This window comes from Neisseria sp. P0001.S005 (genome assembly GCF_051963715.1).
This window is the reverse complement of record NZ_JBQCTZ010000026.1, coordinates 1-17,641: the sequence shown is the minus strand read 5'-3', so window position 1 is coordinate 17,641 and position 17,641 is coordinate 1. Positions and strand designations below refer to the sequence as shown.

19 protein-coding genes and 2 pseudogenes are annotated in these 17,641 nt (G+C 48.4%); 19 read left to right on the top strand and 2 right to left on the bottom strand.

Annotation, left to right across the window (positions count from 1 at the left end):
- Positions 1-28 precede the first annotated feature (28 nt).
- The 16 genes and pseudogenes from ACTHSP_RS05640 (at position 29) to ACTHSP_RS05565 (ending at position 14,042) form a co-directional block, all read left to right on the top strand.
- The gene (locus ACTHSP_RS05640) at positions 29-403 is read left to right on the top strand and encodes a SirB2 family protein (RefSeq protein ID WP_049350659.1); all 375 of its coding nucleotides are present in this window, start codon (positions 29-31) and stop codon (positions 401-403) included.
- A gap of 15 nt (positions 404-418) precedes the next feature.
- Positions 419-907 (top strand): 2-amino-4-hydroxy-6-hydroxymethyldihydropteridine diphosphokinase, encoded by a 489-nt coding sequence (gene folK, locus ACTHSP_RS05635; protein WP_049350658.1) that lies wholly within the window; start codon positions 419-421, stop codon positions 905-907.
- Positions 908-1,004: 97 nt separating this feature from the next.
- Positions 1,005-1,640: a deoxynucleoside kinase gene (locus tag ACTHSP_RS05630; protein WP_049350657.1), complete on the top strand. Its 636-nt coding sequence runs from the start codon at positions 1,005-1,007 to the stop codon at positions 1,638-1,640.
- Between the two features lie 36 nt (positions 1,641-1,676).
- Positions 1,677-2,120, top strand: a complete 444-nt coding sequence (locus ACTHSP_RS05625; RefSeq protein ID WP_003683206.1) for a peroxiredoxin — start codon at positions 1,677-1,679, stop codon at positions 2,118-2,120.
- Between the two features lie 75 nt (positions 2,121-2,195).
- On the top strand, positions 2,196-3,074 hold the full coding sequence (xerD, locus tag ACTHSP_RS05620; RefSeq protein WP_371464633.1) for a site-specific tyrosine recombinase XerD: 879 nt from the start codon (positions 2,196-2,198) through the stop codon (positions 3,072-3,074).
- 227 nt (positions 3,075-3,301) lie between these two features.
- The gene (locus ACTHSP_RS05615) at positions 3,302-3,502 is read left to right on the top strand and encodes a (2Fe-2S)-binding protein (RefSeq protein ID WP_003681978.1); all 201 of its coding nucleotides are present in this window, start codon (positions 3,302-3,304) and stop codon (positions 3,500-3,502) included.
- 149 nt (positions 3,503-3,651) lie between these two features.
- Positions 3,652-3,885, top strand: a complete 234-nt coding sequence (locus ACTHSP_RS05610; RefSeq protein WP_036472354.1) for a glutaredoxin family protein — start codon at positions 3,652-3,654, stop codon at positions 3,883-3,885.
- Between the two features lie 69 nt (positions 3,886-3,954).
- Complete coding sequence (gene scpB, locus ACTHSP_RS05605) at positions 3,955-4,563, top strand: SMC-Scp complex subunit ScpB (RefSeq protein WP_049350655.1); 609 nt, start codon at positions 3,955-3,957, stop codon at positions 4,561-4,563.
- A gap of 68 nt (positions 4,564-4,631) precedes the next feature.
- Positions 4,632-5,309 (top strand): annotated as a pseudogene (locus ACTHSP_RS05600) (BCCT family transporter); the annotation flags it as partial.
- A 199-nt stretch (positions 5,310-5,508) separates the two neighbouring features.
- The gene (gene recN, locus ACTHSP_RS05595; protein WP_049350653.1) at positions 5,509-7,170 is read left to right on the top strand and encodes a DNA repair protein RecN; all 1,662 of its coding nucleotides are present in this window, start codon (positions 5,509-5,511) and stop codon (positions 7,168-7,170) included.
- A gap of 114 nt (positions 7,171-7,284) precedes the next feature.
- Positions 7,285-8,241, top strand: coding sequence for a glutathione synthase (gene gshB / locus ACTHSP_RS05590; RefSeq protein ID WP_049350652.1), 957 nt, complete (start codon positions 7,285-7,287; stop codon positions 8,239-8,241).
- Positions 8,242-8,308: 67 nt separating this feature from the next.
- Complete coding sequence (locus ACTHSP_RS05585) at positions 8,309-8,692, top strand: diacylglycerol kinase (RefSeq protein WP_049350673.1); 384 nt, start codon at positions 8,309-8,311, stop codon at positions 8,690-8,692.
- Between the two features lie 131 nt (positions 8,693-8,823).
- Positions 8,824-9,303, top strand: a complete 480-nt coding sequence (locus ACTHSP_RS05580; RefSeq protein ID WP_049350651.1) for a copper chaperone PCu(A)C — start codon at positions 8,824-8,826, stop codon at positions 9,301-9,303.
- A 126-nt stretch (positions 9,304-9,429) separates the two neighbouring features.
- Positions 9,430-10,533 carry a tRNA 2-thiouridine(34) synthase MnmA gene (gene mnmA / locus ACTHSP_RS05575; RefSeq protein WP_049350650.1) on the top strand — a complete coding sequence of 368 codons (1,104 nt, stop codon included), beginning with the start codon at positions 9,430-9,432 and terminating at the stop codon, positions 10,531-10,533.
- Between the two features lie 94 nt (positions 10,534-10,627).
- The gene (locus tag ACTHSP_RS05570; protein WP_049350649.1) at positions 10,628-12,283 is read left to right on the top strand and encodes an AMP-binding protein; all 1,656 of its coding nucleotides are present in this window, start codon (positions 10,628-10,630) and stop codon (positions 12,281-12,283) included.
- 124 nt (positions 12,284-12,407) lie between these two features.
- A complete protein-coding gene (locus ACTHSP_RS05565) occupies positions 12,408-14,042 on the top strand; it encodes a CTP synthase (RefSeq protein WP_049350648.1) in 1,635 nt (544 codons plus the stop codon).
- A 60-nt stretch (positions 14,043-14,102) separates the two neighbouring features.
- Here ACTHSP_RS05565 and ACTHSP_RS05560 read toward each other — a convergent pair whose 3' ends face one another.
- Entirely contained in the window at positions 14,103-14,849 is a 747-nt protein-coding gene (locus tag ACTHSP_RS05560; protein ID WP_049329908.1) for a carbonic anhydrase family protein, read from the bottom strand.
- 388 nt (positions 14,850-15,237) lie between these two features.
- Between ACTHSP_RS05560 and ACTHSP_RS05555 the strand changes: the two genes are divergently transcribed.
- Entirely contained in the window at positions 15,238-16,353 is a 1,116-nt protein-coding gene (locus ACTHSP_RS05555) for a porin (protein ID WP_063076390.1), read from the top strand.
- A 63-nt stretch (positions 16,354-16,416) separates the two neighbouring features.
- Here ACTHSP_RS05555 and ACTHSP_RS05550 read toward each other — a convergent pair whose 3' ends face one another.
- The gene (locus ACTHSP_RS05550) at positions 16,417-17,028 is read right to left on the bottom strand and encodes a CNP1-like family protein (protein ID WP_440345781.1); all 612 of its coding nucleotides are present in this window, start codon (positions 17,026-17,028) and stop codon (positions 16,417-16,419) included.
- A 109-nt stretch (positions 17,029-17,137) separates the two neighbouring features.
- On the opposite strand from ACTHSP_RS05550, the gene ACTHSP_RS05545 reads away from it, so the two are divergent.
- The gene (locus ACTHSP_RS05545) at positions 17,138-17,362 is read left to right on the top strand and encodes a sulfurtransferase TusA family protein (RefSeq protein ID WP_003681929.1); all 225 of its coding nucleotides are present in this window, start codon (positions 17,138-17,140) and stop codon (positions 17,360-17,362) included.
- Positions 17,363-17,374: 12 nt separating this feature from the next.
- Positions 17,375-17,641, top strand: a pseudogene (locus ACTHSP_RS05540) (NMCC_0638 family (lipo)protein); the annotation flags it as partial.

The window sequence follows — 17,641 nt, the reverse complement described above, 5'->3', positions numbered from 1 at the left end:
TTTTCAACTCTCAACATAAGAAACTGCCATGCAATATCTGTTTGTAAAATACAGCCATCAGATTTTCGTTGCCATCACCATCCTGTTGTTCAACATTCGTTTTTTCCTGCTCTGGCGTCATCCTGAGAAGCCGTTGGCAGGCATTTGGAAAGCCATGCCGCATTTGAACGACACCATGTTGCTGTTTACCGGCTTGTGGCTGATGAAGATTACCCATTTTTCGCCGTTCAATGCGCCGTGGCTCGGCATGAAAATCCTGCTGTTGCTGGTTTATATTGTGTTGGGCATGATTATGATGCGTTCGCGTCCGCGTTCGCCGAAATTCTATATTGTCTACGTTTTGTCCATGTCGTGTGTTGCCACGATTGTTTTCCTAGCCAAAACCAAAACGCTGCCGTTTTAAAAGAGGCCGTCTGAAATGTATCCGCATTTTGCCGTTATCGCTTTGGGCAGCAATCTTGCCAATCCGGCCGAACAGGTTCGCGCTGCTTTGGCCGAATTGGCCGCGCATCCGCATATCCGGCTCGAAAAGGCTTCTTCCCTGTATCTGACTGCGCCGGTCGGCTATGATGATCAGCCTGATTTTGTGAACGCCGTGTGTGCTGTGAGAACTTCATTGGACGGCGTAGCGCTGTTGGCAGAGTTAAACCGCATCGAGGCCGAATTTGGGCGCGAACGTACCTTCCGTAATGCGCCGCGCGCCTTGGATTTGGACATTATCGATTTTGACGGTATTCGTAGCGATGACCCGCATCTGACCTTGCCGCATCCGCGCGCGCATGAACGTAGTTTCGTTATGTTGCCGTTGGCTGAAATCCTTCCGGATTTCGAGTTGGGCGAGCATGGCCGTGCGGCTGATTTGGCTCAGGCTTTGGGCGGGCAGGGTATTCGCCTGCTGAAAGAATAAAGGCCGTCTGAAAAACGGACGAAAACAAGAAAGGGCGTGTTGGACACGCCTTTTTTGCTATAAAATATTGTTGGGAAACACATTACAAAGAGTTACTATGAATCCTCGTTATATTGTTGTCGAAGGCGCCATCGGTAGCGGCAAGACCGCTTTGAGCCGCCGCTTGGCAGAGCATTTCAGCGCGTTGCTGTTGTCGGAGAACCCGGATCACAATCCGTTTCTCATGAAGTTTTATAGCAATGTTTCCAATAATGGCTTGGCTGCCGAACTTTTCTTCCTGACGCGCCGCGCTGAAAGCGTGAATATTATTGAAGAACAATGCGCGCAAGGCGGAATGGTTGTGGCTGATTTTCTGCCGGAAAAAGACCGTATTTTTACGCCTATCGTTTTGAATGATGACGAGCAGCAGCTTTTTGCCGATATGAAGCAACGCATTCTGCCGCAATACGCGGAACCTGATGTGGTGATTTATCTGCAAACCGCCGTCGAAAACAACCGCAAACGCCTGCAAAAACGTCACGAAGGCATTATCAGCTTGTTTCCCGAAGGCTATTTGGGACGGGTGCATGACGAATACAGCCATTTCTTCCATTTGTATCAAAGCGCACCTTTGCTGACCGTCAATGCCGATGAGTTGGATTTGGCTGGCAATGACGACCACTTCCAGCTTTTGTTGCGCGCATTGGAAGATTTTCAAGGTACGCGCAGTTATTTGAATTTAAGCGAAAAATAAACGCAGGCTAGGTTTAGGCCGTCTGAAAGGAATAATATGTCAAAATATCAATTCACACTCCCATCTTCTTCCGGCAGCGATTTTAACTCCGCCGAACATTTGCCGTTGGTTGTCTATTTTTATCCTAAAGACAGCACGCCCGGCTGTACCACCGAAGGCTTAGATTTCAATGCTCGATTGGAGCAATTCAAAGCATTGGGCTATACCGTTGTCGGCATTTCGCGCGACGGTGTCAAATCGCATCAGAATTTTTGCGCCAAACAAGGCTTCCAGTTTGAACTGTTGAGCGACAAAGAAGAAACCGTCTGCAAACTGTTTGACGTGATCAAGCTGAAAAAGCTTTACGGCAAAGAATCCCTCGGCATCGAGCGCAGCACATTTGTGCTGGACGAAAACGGCGAAATCGCCCATGAGTGGCGCAAAGTCAAAGTGGCCGGACACGCGCAGGAAGTGCTGGATACAATCTCTCAAGCTTCTTAATAGAACCTTGAAAACCTAAGGCCGTCTGAACGGATGTAAAGTCATGCCGTTCAGACGGCCTTTCAATACAGTTTGATGAATATGGACGATTTAATAGACAAGCTGCTTGAATCCCTTTGGCTGCAAGACAGGCTCAGCCACAATACGCTGCAAAGTTACCGCCGTGATTTGGTTAAAGTTGCGGCGCGTTTGGCCGAGGACGGGCAGGATTGGTTGAGTGCCGATGAATTTGCCCTGTCTGATGCCGTGTATGCGGAGGGGGAAAAAAGCACGTCCCAAGCACGGGCCTTGTCGGCTTGCAAGCGCATGTACGGCTGGCTGGAAGAAACGGGCCAAAGAGCAGACAATCCCACCCGTTTTCTCAAAGCGCCGAAATCGGAACGCAAACTGCCCATGCTGATTACCGAAGCCCAAATCGATGCGCTGCTGGCTGCGCCGGATGTGGAAACGCCGCACGGACTGCGCGACAAAGCCTTGCTCGAAGTCATGTATGCAACAGGCTTGCGCGTGACCGAAGCCGTCAAATTGACGCTCAGCGATATCGATTTACATCGCGGCAGTATCCGTACCATAGGCAAGGGAGACAAATTGCGTCTGGTTCCATTGGGACAGGAGGCGGCATATTGGGTAGAACGCTATTGCAACGAATCACGCCCGTTGTTGCTGAAAAACAAAATCTGCGACGAAGTGTTTGTCAGCCAAAAACGCAGCGGCATCAGCCGTCAGCTTGCATGGATGATAGTCAAAGAATATGCCGAAGCGGCCGGTATTGCTTCGCTCAGCCCGCACGGTTTGCGCCATGCTTTTGCCACGCATTTGGTCAATCACGGCGTCGATTTGCGCTCAGTCCAGATGATGTTGGGACATTCCGATATCAACACCACGCAGATTTATACCCATGTTGCCAATATCCGTTTGAAAAACATGGTCGATGAACACCATTCCCGTTCATAAATAAAGGCGGCATCTCGAAGATGCCGCTTTTTGTTATTAAGGCCGTCTGAAAGCTTATCAAACTTCAGAATTATAAAATATCAATCAAAATATAAAATTTCATAGAAAAATTTCAAAGTAAAAGGGCTGTGTCAATATTGCAATGCAAACCGTTTTTATTTATATTTACGTTTAAGAATAAATCCTACTCTCAATTACAGAGGGTAACAAAATAATTGGAGCACATCATGTTCGTATGCATCTGCAATGCCATTACTGACCACGACATCAAAGAGACCATCGCCGCCGGTGCAACCACCATGAGCGATTTGCAGGCTCAATTAGGTGTAGCGACTTGTTGCGGTTGTTGCGGCGAATTGGCAGCGTCATTTTTGACTGCAAGCAGTGCCCAAAATACCGTGACTGCCGGAATCAACGTTCAGTCTTAATTTTAGAATATACACAAAGGCCGTCTGAAGGCGTGACAGAAATCCTTGATTTCGTTTCGCGCCTGTTCAGACGGCCTTTGTCATGCCTGTATGGTTTGGAGGCATTTTGCTATACAATGGCCGCTTTTGTCCCTCCGAGAGTAACCGCCATGAAACTGACCTTGATGTTTCGGGAATATTGCAGCCTGTGCCACAAAATGCGCGAACAATTAAAGCCTTATCAGGAGCAGTTTGGATTTGAGCTGGATATTGTCGATGTTGATGAAGATCCGGTTTTAGAAGAAAAGTACAATGAGCTGGTGCCTGTTTTGCTGGATGGCGATACCGAAATCTGCCATTGGTTTTTGGACGAAGAAAAACTGAAAGCGCATTTGAGCGCGTAACAAACCGTTGACCATATTGTCTTTCAGACGGCCTTTGGCTGTTTATGCCGTCTGAACATTGATTTTATTATGACTGAAAAACTTTCTCCCGATGCGCTGATTGAAGCGGCGCTGTTGACGCAAATCGAACCCCTAAACGAAAAAGCCATGCGCGAATTGTGCGTGCCGCCGTTGTCGCAAGACAAGCTGATTGACGTATTGGCGCAACTGAAGGCCCGTTGGCAGGGCAGGGCTTTGCAACTGGTGCATACCCATGAGGGCTGGCGCTTCCAAATCGCCCAAGCCGCATTTGAACGACTGGGCAGCCTGCAAGAGCAGCGCGCGCCGCGTTATTCCCGCGCCGTGATGGAAACGCTGGCGATTATTGCCTATCAGCAACCGGTAACGCGTGGCGATATCGAAGGCATACGCGGCGTGGCGGTGTCGCAAAATGTCATGCAAACCTTGCAGGATAGAGGCTGGATTGAAGTCATCGGCCACCGTGATTCTGTCGGCCGTCCGGCTTTGTGGGCGACAACGGCAACATTCTTAAGCGATTTGCGTTTGGAAAGTTTGGAAGAATTGCCGCCGCTGACTGAATTGGGCGAGCTGGTGTTGCCTGATTTGATGGAAACGCCGCCGACAGGCGATGAGGAGGCTGAAGAAGCAGTTGAATCAGGAAGCAGACTGATTAACTGATTTGAATGTAAAGGCCGTCTGAAACAATCGTGTTTCAGACGGCCTTTATTGTTGTATAACATCATGATGTTATGTGGGGCGTATGGATTTCGGCTGTGGCCATTGTGTTGCTGGGTGCCGGCGGTTTGCCCATCTTGCAAACCATGACTCTGATTGCGTCTCTGCCGTTTGCTGTGTTGATGATTTTTATGATGGTTTCTTTGTGGAAAGCCCTGAACAACGATGCCAAATGTTTTGCAACCGCCGTCAATCCGGGCAGTATTTTCTGGTCGGGCGATCATTGGAGGGAACGCCTTGGCCAAATGATGAATCAGACGCAGGAAGTCGATATCATCAAATTTATGAAAAATACGGCGCTTCCGGCAATGCAGGAATTGAAAGACGAATTGACCGAAAAATACAATATGGACGTAGAAATCCGTTGCCTGTTGCAACAGGATGAGACGTCGGTGGAGCTGGTGGTACATAAAGGGACGGTAAGGGATTTTGTCTATGGGATTAAATCCGTAAAGCAGGAAATTACCGACCAGTTGATTCGTGAAGACAGCCTACCTCATTTCAAATATGCGGCAGCGTTCATACCGTTGACGTATTTCTCGGATGGGCGCGATGGATACGATGTGCAATATATGACGCAAAAAGAATTGATTGCCGATATGCTCAAGCAGTATGAGCGTTATCTGAACCTGCTTGCCGGAGTGGGGCAGGAATTGATGGGGCATGAACAAGTAGAGCTGGCAGAGTAAAATAAATTTAGGCCGTCTGAACATGTGGCAATATCCAGACGGCCTTTTTATTGCCTGCTTAAAAAATAATTTGTTTAAAATAAATATCTTAGATAAATTATAAGAAAAATCTGATTCAAACTATAAAAAATCTTAGTTATAATCAGCTTATCTAAAGCTATTCCGCATAGGTGCGGATAATTTACTAAGGAATACTACAATGCTGTTGGCACTTTCTTTGCGTGATTTTGTCATTGTTGAAAACCTGAATCTTGATTTTCAAAACGGCTTTACCGTATTGACGGGCGAGACCGGTGCAGGCAAATCGATTACTCTGGATGCGATTGGCCTATTGTTGGGCGATAAGGCCGATTACAGCCAAGTGCGCAGCGGCGCCAAAGAAGCGCAGTTGTCGGCTTTGTTCGACATCAGCGGTTTGCCCGAACTGAAAGCGCAGCTGCAGGAGCAAGGCCTTTTGGAAGAAGATGCGGAAGAGCTCAGCATCCGCCGTATTATCGATGCCAAGGGTAAAAGCCGCAGTTATATCAATAATCAGGCTGCAACATTGGCGCAACTGAAAGCCATCGGCGAGCAGTTAATCGATATTCACGGCCAAAATGCCCATCACTCATTGAATCAAGAGTCCGCACAGCGTGAGCTGTTGGATGCGTTTGCCGGCAGCAAAGAGCAGGCAGAAACAGTCAAGCAGCTTTATCAGAATTGGGTCAATGCGAAAAAGGCATTACAAGAAGCGCAAGAGCAGGCAGAAACCATGGCCATCGAACGCGAGCGTTTGGAATGGCAGTTCAATGAATTGAACCAATTGGAGCTTAAACCCAATGAATGGGAAACCTTAAGCCAAAGCCACGACAACCTGGTGCATTCGGCCGAGTTGCTGCAAACCGCCGAACAAGTAGGCGACAGTATAGACGGGGACAACGGCATCCAACGTCAAATCTACCAATGCCAAAAACTGCTGGGCAATCTGCAAAACATTGAACCGCGCTTTGCCGAGAGCTTGAATATGTTGGCAAGTATTGAAGCTGAGTTGGGGGAAATCAGTGCCAATATGCGCGATGTGGCCGGTCGCAGCGATATCGATCCTAATGAATTGGCCGTACAAGAAAGCCGTATGGGCGAATTGATGAGCATGGCGCGCAAATACCGCATTGAGCCGGAAGAGTTGCCGCAAAAGTTGGCAGAAATCGACGAGCGCCTGCAAAACCTGCAAGCGGCTGCCGATTTGGAAGTCTTAGAAAATACAGTCGCACGCAATCTTGCCGAATACCACGAAGCCGCGCATATTCTCTCCGCCATGCGCCATCAGGCTGCTGGCCGTTTGGGCGAAGAGACCACCGAGCATATGCAGCATTTGGCCATGAAAGGCGCACGTTTTGACATCGTCTTGTTACCTTCTTCGCCGACCGCACATGGTCTGGAGCAGGTGCAATTCCAAGTGGCGGCGAATAAAGGCAATCCATCCCGACCTTTGAACAAAGTAGCTTCCGGCGGCGAATTGGCGCGTATCAGCTTGGCTTTGCAAGTGGTTGCCAGCCAATACACGCAAGTGCCGACATTAATTTTTGACGAAGTGGATACCGGTATTGGTGGCGGCGTCGCTGAAATGGTCGGTAAAGCTTTGCGTGCCTTAGGTAAAAAACATCAAGTCTTGGCGGTAACCCATCTTCCTCAAGTTGCCTCTTGCGGTGAAAACCATTGGCAGGTGCGCAAGCATAGCGAAGGCGAACAAACCGTCAGCGAAATCAGCGTCTTGAACCATCATCAGCGCATTGAGGAAATCGCGCGTATGCTGGGTGGCGAAATCATTACCGATACCACACGCAGCCATGCCGCCGAACTCTTGCATTTGGCAGCTGCCTAAAAGTCTTAGGCCGTCTGAAAATAGAATTCAGACGGCCTTTTCTATATTTTGCCACCTTTTCAGGCAGGCAGAATACAAGGTATGATTATATTGTCTGTTTACAAGGAAATTTTGATGAAAGTCCTGTTTATCGCCGATCCGATGGCAAGTTTTAAAACCTATAAAGACACTACTTACGCCATGATGCGTGAAATGGCAAAGCGCGGTTGGCAGCTTTTTCATACCTTGAGCGGAGAATTGTCCGTCCGTGAAGGCTTGGTGGTGGCTCAGGCAGCGGCATTTGAGTTTGTCGGCGCGAAGAACGATGACGATCATGAATGGTTTAAAGCAGAGGCAAAAGTTCAGACGGCCTTAAAAGATTTCGATGCGGTCATTATGCGCACTGATCCGCCGTTTGATATGCAATATCTGTATGCGACCCAGTTTTTGACGTTGGCGCAGCAGCAGGGCGCGAAAGTGTTTAACAGCGGGCAAGCAATGCGCGATTTCAATGAAAAATTGGCGATTTTGAATTTTAGCCAGTTTACCGCGCCGACTTTGGTTACCACACGTTCCGCCGATGTCCGTGCCTTTTTGAAAGAACACGGCGACATCATCATCAAACCTTTGGACGGCATGGGTGGTATGGGCATTTTCCGCCTGACCGAATCCGATCCCAATATCGGCAGTATTTTGGAAACCCTGATGCAGCTTGATTCACGCACCATCATGGCGCAACGTTATATTCCTGAAATCGTACATGGCGACAAGCGCATTCTGATTATCGGCGGGGAAGTTGTTCCGTATGCTTTGGCGCGCATTCCGCAAAATGGCGAAACACGCGGCAACTTGGCTGCCGGTGGCCGCGGCGTGGCGCAGGAGTTGAGCGAGCGCGACCGTGAGATTGCAGAAACCCTTGCGCCTGAATTGAAGCACCGCGGTATTTTGCTTGCTGGTTTGGATGTCATCGGCAGCAACCTGACCGAAGTCAACGTAACCAGCCCGACCGGCTTCCAAGAAATCATGAAGCAAAAAGATTTCGACGTTGCCGCCATGTTCGCAGATGTCGTGGCATCTTGGGCAAAACAATAAATCCAAAGGCCGTCTGAAAATTGATCCGACCGTTTTTTTCAGACGGCCTTTTTATGTTGAGTATATGATGAAACCATCTTCCTACGCTTCCGAGAAAAAAGGAAAAAACGGTATCAAGCGCATTATCAATGCGTTTGGTTATTCCAAAGACGGACTGGCTGCCGCGTATCGTTATGAAAGCGCATTTCGCCAAGTTTTTTGGCTGAACCTGATTTTAATTGTCTTGGCTTTGTTCCTTGATTTCGGCCCGGTCACCAAAATGGTGCTTGTTGTCGCATCGTTTATTTCACTGATTACCGAATTGTTTAATACCGCCATCGAGGCAGCTGTTGACCATACCTCTACTGAAAAACACGAGCTGGCCAAGCGTGCCAAAGATGCCGGTTCGGCCGCGCAACTGATGGCTTTGTTAATGTTATTTATTGTTTGGATTGTTGCATTAACTGCTTAGAAATGTGGTAATATGGTAATTCATTAGGATTAGATAGTATTACTTAATCTATATCAAAGTTTTCAGACGGCCTTCGGTTGTAAGATGAAGGCTGTATATCCCAGCCATTTGGCAAACATAAGGAGCAAAACATGAAAAAATTAATGGCAACCCTGATTCTGGCAGGCTTGGCAACTTCCGTATCTGCAGCCGGTATCCATATTGAAGACGGTTGGGCACGTTCTACCGTTGAAGGTATGAAAATGGGTGGCGCATTCATGAAAATCCAAAACGATGAAGCCAAACAAGACTTCTTGGTAGGAGGCAGCAGCCCTGTTGCAGAACGCATTGAAGTACACACTCACGTGAACGACAACGGCGTTATGCGCATGCGCGAAGTTAAAGGCGGCATCCCGCTGGAAGCAAAAGGCGTAACCGAACTGAAACCAGGCAGCTACCACGTTATGTTCATGGGTCTGAAAAAACCGCTGAAAGAAGGCGAAAAAGTACCTGTTACCCTGAAATTCAAAAATGCCAAACCTCAAACCGTACAACTGGAAGTGAAAACCGCACCGCAATCCGGCATGGATCACGGTCACGGTCATGGTCACGGTGGCGCGCATCAACACTAATTGCTTGAATTTTCATATAAAGGCCGTCTGAAAGTCATTAGGCTTTCAGACGGCCTTTTCTGTCGTTAAATCAAAATGTGCTAAAATCACGCTTTAAAAAATGCATTTGAAACCCACATTCCCCTCATGAATACTACTAACACACCAACAAACATCATCGTCGGCCTCTCCGGCGGCGTCGATTCATCTGTTACCGCGGCCCTGCTCAAACAGCAAGGCCATCAAATCAGCGGCGTGTTCATGCAGAACTGGGAAGATGACGACAACGACGAATATTGCAGCATCAAACAAGACTCCTTTGATGCCATTGCCGTTGCCGATATCATCGGTATCGATATCGACATCGTCAATTTTGCCGCGCAATATAAAGACAATGTATTTGCCTATTTCCTCAAAGAATACAGCGCAGGCCGCACGCCAAACCCGGACGTCTTGTGCAATGCCGAAATCAAATTCAAATGCTTTTTGGATTATGCCATTGAGCAGGGCGCCGATACCATTGCCACCGGACACTATGCCCGCAAAGAAGTTCGCAACGGCGTGCATTACCTGCTCAAAGGCTTGGATCAAAACAAAGACCAAAGCTATTTCTTGTACCGCCTCAAACCTTTCCAACTTGAGCGCGCGATTTTCCCATTGGGCGAGTTAGAAAAGCCTGAAGTCCGCCGTCTTGCCGAAGAATTCAAATTACCGACTGCAACCAAAAAAGACAGTACCGGTATTTGCTTTATCGGCGAACGTCCGTTCCGCGAATTTCTGCAAAAATACCTGCCGACCAATAATGGCAAAATGGTTACCCCTGAAGGAAAAGTAGTCGGCGAACACGTCGGCTTAATGTTTTACACGCTGGGCCAACGCAAAGGCTTGGGTATCGGCGGCGCAGGCGAGCCATGGTTTGTCGCGGCCAAGGATTTGACTAAAAACGAACTGATTGTCGTCCAAGGTCATAACCATCCTTTGCTTTATACACAAAGCCTGGTGATGAACGATTTGAGCTTCACATTGCCCGAACGTCCGAAAGAAGGACGCTATACCTGCAAAACGCGCTACCGTATGGCTGACGCACCTTGTACGTTGCGTTACTTGGATGATGAAACCGTCGAGCTTGTCTTTGACGAGCCGCAATGGGCGGTAACCCCCGGACAATCTGCGGTACTGTATGACGGCGATGTGTGCTTGGGCGGCGGTATCATCATGTCCACCGACAAGCCTGTCATTATTACTGCTTAATAAAAGGGCCATCTGAAAACGAAGCGGCGGATTGAAATAAAGCCTTTCAGACGGCCTCGATTTCAAAAAACGACTAAATAAAAGACTGATCAATATGGAAAAACTCTGGCTCAAAAGCTATGAACAAGGCGTAAACTCTGAAATCGATATTTCTCAATACAGCTCCATCAGCGACGTATTCCGTCAAAGTGTCGAGAAATTCGCGGATAAACCTGCTTTTCAAAACATGGGCAAAACGCTGACTTATGCCGAAGTGGGCAAGTTGGCTACCGATTTTGCTTCTTACCTGCAAAACGTATTGAAACTGCCGCGCGGTGAGCGTGTGGCGGTTATGATGCCGAACGTTTTGCAATATCCGATTGCGCTTTTCGGTATTTTGCAGGCCGGTTTGGTGGCAGTGAATACCAATCCGCTTTATACGCCGCGCGAGTTGGAGCATCAGTTGAAAGACAGTGGCGCGACAACGATTGTCGTGTTGGAGAACTTTGCCAATACGTTGGAGTTGGTGTTGCCGCGTACGCAAATCAAACATGTGATTGTCGCGTCGGTCGGCGAGATGTTCGGCATGATTAAAGGCGCGTTGATGAACTTCGTCATCCGCAAAGTGAAAAAAATGGTGCCGGAATACCGCATTCCCAATACCGTGACTTTTCAGACGGCCTTGAAGCAAGGTGCGGCCAATTCGTTCAAACCAGTCGAGTTGACGCGCGACGATACTGCTTTGCTGCAATATACAGGCGGCACAACCGGTTTAGCGAAAGGCGCCGTCCTCACTCACGGCAATATCTGCGCCAATATGTTGCAGGCAAAAGAATGGATTAAAAACAGCCTGCACGAAGGCAAAGAAACGGTTATTGCCGCGTTGCCGCTGTATCATATCTTTGCCTTGACGGTGAACCTGATGATCTTTGCGAATACCGGTTCTAAAATCATCCTGATTACCAATCCGCGCGACATGAAAGGATTTATCGGTGAATTGAAAAAAGAGCCGATTAGCGTATTCATCGGTGTGAATACCCTGTTTAATGCGATGGTCAACCGTCCAGATTTTGCCGAAGTCGATTTTTCCCGTTTGAAGCTGACTTTGGGCGGCGGTATGGCAACGCAAAGAGCCGTGGCGGAAAAATGGAAACAAATTACCGATACGCCGATTGTGGAAGCTTACGGTTTGACCGAGGCCAGTCCGGGCGTATGTTGTAATCCTTTGAATATCGAAGCTTACAGCGGCGGTATCGGTCTGCCTGTTTCTTCAACCGAGGTCGAATTGCGTGATGCAGACGGCAAAGAAGTGCCTATCGGACAACCGGGTGAATTGTGGGTGCGCGGCCCGCAAGTGATGAAAGGCTATTGGAACCGTCCTGAAGAAACCGCCAAAGCAATCGATGCACGCGGCTTTTTGGAAACCGGCGACATTGCCGTGATGGATGAAAAAGGCTGGTTGAAGCTGGTTGACCGCAAAAAAGATTTGATTGTGGTATCCGGTTTCAATGTGTATCCGAACGAAATCGAAGAAGTGGTGGCCGGCAACGACAAAGTCTTGGAAGTCGCCTGTATCGGCGTGAAAAGTGAGAAAACCGGTGAAGCGATTAAGGTCTTCGTTGTACGCAAAGATCCATCTTTGACTAAGGAAGAGTTGATCGATTTCTGCCGCAAAGAACTGACCGCTTATAAAGTGCCGAAAGACATCGAATTCCGCGACGAGTTGCCAAAATCCAACGTTGGCAAAATCCTGCGCCGCGAGCTGCGCTGATATATAGAAACAGTATGATAAGGCCGTCTGAAAACGTTATTTTCAGACGGCCTGAAGCTTTTGCCGTTTGCCAGAATATGCTGCTTCAAGTTAAAATCACACATTCCAACATGGGTATCACATCATGACTAAATTTATTTTCGTAACCGGCGGCGTTGTATCTTCTTTGGGTAAAGGTATCGCCGCCGCTTCTATTGCTACTATTCTCGAGTCGCGTGGCTTGAACGTGACCATGCTTAAGCTCGACCCGTATATCAACGTTGACCCGGGTACCATGAGCCCATTTCAACACGGCGAAGTATTCGTGACCGATGACGGCGCGGAAACCGACCTCGACCTCGGTCACTACGAGCGTTTCATCAACGCCACCATGACCCGCCGCAACAGCTTCAGTACCGGCCAAGTCTATGAAAACGTGATTGCCAAAGAGCGTCGTGGCGACTATTTGGGCGGTACCGTACAAGTGATTCCGCACATTACCGATGAAATCAAACGCCGTATCCACGAAGGCGCGGCCGGTTATGATGTGGCGATTGTCGAAATCGGCGGTACAGTCGGCGACATCGAATCGTTGCCTTTCTTGGAAGCCATCCGCCAAATGCGCAGCCAGCTCGGCCGCAACAATACATTGTTTGCCCACCTGAGCTATGTTCCTTACATTGCCGCCGCCGGTGAAATCAAAACCAAACCGACCCAGCATACCGTTAAAGAAATGTTGAGCATCGGTTTGCAACCGGATATCCTGATCTGCCGTATGGACAGAGAAATGCCTGCGGACGAGCGCCGTAAGATTGCATTGTTCTGTAACGTTGAAGAACGTGCCATCGTAGGCAGTTACGATGTGGACAGTATTTACGAATGCCCTGAAATGCTGCACAACCAAGGCATTGACAGCATTATTACCGAGCAGCTCCAACTGAATGTCAAACAAGCCGATTTGACCGAATGGAAGAAAATCGTTCACGCGATTCGAAATCCGAAACATACCGTCAAAATCGCAATGGTCGGCAAATACGTTGATTTGACCGAGTCCTACAAATCATTGATCGAAGCCCTGAAACACGCAGGTATTCACACTGAAACCGACGTACAAATTACCTTTGTTGACAGCGAAAGCATCGAGAAGGGCAATGGCGACGTTTCCATGCTCAAAGACATGGACGCGATTTTGGTACCGGGCGGCTTCGGTTCGCGCGGCGTGGAAGGCAAGATTGCCGCCGTACGCTATGCGCGTGAAAACAACGTACCATACTTGGGCATCTGCTTGGGCATGCAAATTGCCCTGATCGAATACGCCCGCGATGTTGCAGGCTTGAAAGGTGCGAACTCTACCGAGTTTGACTTGAAATGCGCCGCGCCTGTCGTTGCCCTGATTGACGAATGGCAAACTGCCGACGGCAGCGTAGAAACCCGCGACGAATCTGCCGATTTGGGCGGTACCATGCGTTTGGGTGCGCAAGAAGTTGACCTCAAACCGGGCAGCCTTGCCGCAAAAATCTACGGCAGCGAACATATCCGCGAACGCCATCGCCACCGCTACGAGGTCAACAACAATTATGTTCCTCAGTTGGAAAAAGCCGGTTTGGTCATCGGCGGCGTATCCGCAGGCCGCGAGCGTTTGGTTGAAACCATCGAATTGCCAAATCATCCTTGGTTCTTTGCATGTCAGTTCCATCCGGAATTTACTTCCAATCCGCGCAAAGGCCATCCTTTGTTCAGCGCGTTTGTGAAAGCCGCGTTGGGTAACAAAAAAGCCTGATTGATGTGATTGAAAAAGCACCCGTTATCCGGGTGCTTTTTTTTCAGACGGCCTTAGCAGTTATTTGTCTCCATTGACTTCACGGTCGTTTAAAGGTTGTACGGGACGGTTGTTTTCGCCGCCGATAATGTCGCGCATGGCTTTAAACTGCGCCGCATCTGCCTGAACCGGAGTTTCTAAGACAACCCAGGTAACGTTTTCGCTGCAAGGCGGCGTTGTCAGCGAGCCTTTCAGTTGGAAGGACTTGCTATCTTTAGGCAGCAGGGCTTGGATATTCAAGTTTTTTAACGTTACGGATTCGCCTGCTTTCAGTTTTTTGGCAGTGAGTGCGGATAAGGCAGGATTGTTTTTGCCCGGTTTAAATACAGAGCCGATGACTGCCAAAGTACCGTCTTCGGCTTGATGGACGAAATGCGCTTCCATCGGGAAATGTCTGCCTTTGAAAGTATGTTCGCTCGGAGTATGGAAGTGGAATTGTTTAAAGGTATAGGTTTTACCGTTAATCACGATGGTTTGGGCCTTGCCTTGCGGCGTGACTTGAAGGGTGTGGCCGTTATTTTCTACTTTGTAGTCGGCAACGTTGTAACGGTATGTCAGTTGTTTGCCTTTTACTGCTTTTGTTGTGGAGAAGTCCACTGGAGATTGCTGTTTGCCTGTTTTGCAGACAGCAAAGTCTTCACTCAAATCGCCCCAGTGTGCAGCATCGTTTTCACCTGTGTAAGACCAATGCGCATGATGAGTTTCGGCGGATACCGTTGCAGTAGAGACAGCCATTAGCAAAGATAAAAAGAGATGTTTGTTCAACATAAGGGCTCCTGTTTATTCATATTAGGTAAAAGGAAAAATTTATACCAAATAAATTATTGATATAAAAAAGCTTCTTCATAAGAAGAAAGTTAATAATAGTGGTAATTTGGGAATATTGGGTTGATATATGGCAAACATTTATCAAGCAATCATTTTTGATTAAATGATTACAATAATAGGGATGATTGTCCTTGCCATGACTTTGAATGGGAGAGGCCGTCTGAAATTTTTTTCAGACGGCCTGTTTTATTTGAAAATGTTGTAAAAAGTCTAAACTCTAATGAATAAAAGTGTCTATCAAGATGAAAGTAGTTGTTTGTAGCGTTGGAAAACATTAATATTGCTATACGTGTTTTCACGAGATTTTAACTTTGTTTTGGAGAGAATAATGAAAAAATCGATTATCGCTTTGGTTATTGCCGGTTTGCCGCTGGCTGCCTCTGCAGAAGTGATTCTGTATGGTCAAATCAAAAGCAGCGTGACCGTTGGTCAAGTAAAAATCAAAGGTGACGCAGGTTCTGAAACCAGCTCTACCGCAACCAGCATCAATGACAATACCTCCCGTATCGGTTTTAAAGGCAGCGAAAACCTCGGCGGCGATTTGAAAGCCATCTGGCAAGTTGAACAAAAAACGGCCATTACCGGCGGTTCCCAAGGTTTTGCCAATCGCGATTCCTTTATTGGTTTGCAAGGTAAATTCGGTAAGGTCCGTGCCGGTAAACTCAGCAATATGCTGAATGAAATGGATACCATCGATCCATGGATGTACAAAACTAATGCCGCAGGCTTGGGCATCTTTACCCGTACCGGCAACCGTAACGCCGCTGTACGCTACGACAGCCCGGATTTCGGCGGATTTAAATTCAACGTGTCTTACGCACCACGCGACAACCGCAATCCTTCAGACAAATACACGCACACCAAAGCGGCCAAAGACCAATACACCGGCGGCGTGAGCTTCTCTAAAAACGGCTTTACTGCCAATGCGGCTTACGGCCACTACAACGGCGCGTACACCGACAATTCCGGCAAAGTCAAAGCGGCACAAATCGCCAAAGTTGAAACTTATTACGATAAAGACAATCTCTTTGTCGGCGGCGGCGTACACTATGCCAAAGGCCATGAGACAGCCAACGAATATTTAGGCTATTTCACCGATGGTTTTAATGAGTACAAGGGTAGTGACATCACTGCCGATTCAGGCAAATCTGAAGCCGTGAAAGTGGTTGATGCAGCGGTAACTGTCGGCTACAAATTGGGCAATGTGACCCCACGCATTACTTACGCACACGGCTGGCCTGCCAAGGGCGTGAACAGCGGCGAGAAATTGGTGGATAAATTCGACCAAGTCGTTGTCGGCGGCCAATACACCTTCAGCAAACGCACCGGCGTAGTTGCCCAACTGGCGTATTTGAAAGTCGGCAACAAAACCCGTCTGACTGCAGCCAACAAAGGCGGCGTTGAACAAAAAGCCGCTTCTGTGGGCTTGTATCACAAATTCTAAGCCGTCTTGAAAGACAAGGCCGTCTGAAAAAATTCAGACGGCCTTTTTGTTGATTAAAGCGGTTTATTTGTCGTGGTTGGTCAGCGTTGTACCGTGACGGCTGCCACGTTCTTTCAAACGTTGTACCAAGCCTTCGACCGTTGTCGGCATGCCGTCGATACAGAATGCCTGATACAGGGCGGTGTGCAGGGCATCGTTGCGGCTGAACGCATTGCCGATCAGCTTCCAATCGCCTTTACGCGGCTCGATCCAGCGGTGGTTTACTGTGTCGCCGTAAGCGAATACTTTGTAAGACGAACGCTTGTCGTTGCTGTAAGTAAAGGACGTGCGGGCACAATAGAGGCCTTCGACGGAGAGGTTGTCGTAGCCTTTGTCGGAGCGCACGTTTAAGATGTAGCGGATGCTGTTGTCCGGCGCAGGCATGATTTGCAGGCTGCTGAGCAGGATTTTGGGCTGCTTGCCGTAGGTTTCGTTGACGTAGAGGTCGAACCAATCTCCCGATTGGGTATCGGGAAGGGGCGGCAACTCGGCTTTGTGTTCTTTAAATTCGCGTGCGGCAACTTCTTCAGGGCTTTCCTGATAACGCGTGTTGGTCAGCGTATCCTTTTGGCTGAAACCCAAAGCAAATGCTTGAGTCGCGGCAAGGCTGAGAGCGAGAAGGGCAAAACGGCGCATAGACAGCTCCAAAGTGAAAAACGGCTTTATTTTATGGGCTTGCAGGGTGGGGTGCAAGTAAGTGCGGTATAATTGACGTTAATTCTGATTAATATGACGAGTTTTCATCATGAATACACAAACTCTGGATGTCATTGGTTTGAAATGCCCGTTGCCGATTTTGCGTGCCAAAAAAGCTTTGGCGCAAATGCAGGAAGGAGAAGTGCTGACCGTATTGGCCACCGATGGCGGCGCGCCCGGCGATTTTGAAGCGTTTTGCCGTCAGACCGGACATGTTTTGCTGGAATCGAGCGAGGCCGACGGCGTGTTCAAGCTGGTGTTGAAGCACAAATAAAGGCCGTCTGAAATGTCTAAAGCCGTCGCGTTGTCTGCCGCTGTATTGGCTGTCTGCCTGAATGCATGCGGCAATGAAGGCGTTTCGCCGCAGAACGCTGCCGATTATGCCCAAAATGTAACCGACTTGTTCCGCCAAAGCTGCGTGGCTACAGACGGCGATGCCGCCCTTGTCGGCGAGTTTGCCAATGCCAACAAGCTGATTTTATTGTCGAAAAAAGATATTGCCGATTTGCCTGCCGGAATGATGGATTTGGAGGCATTAAGCATTTGGAAGAAA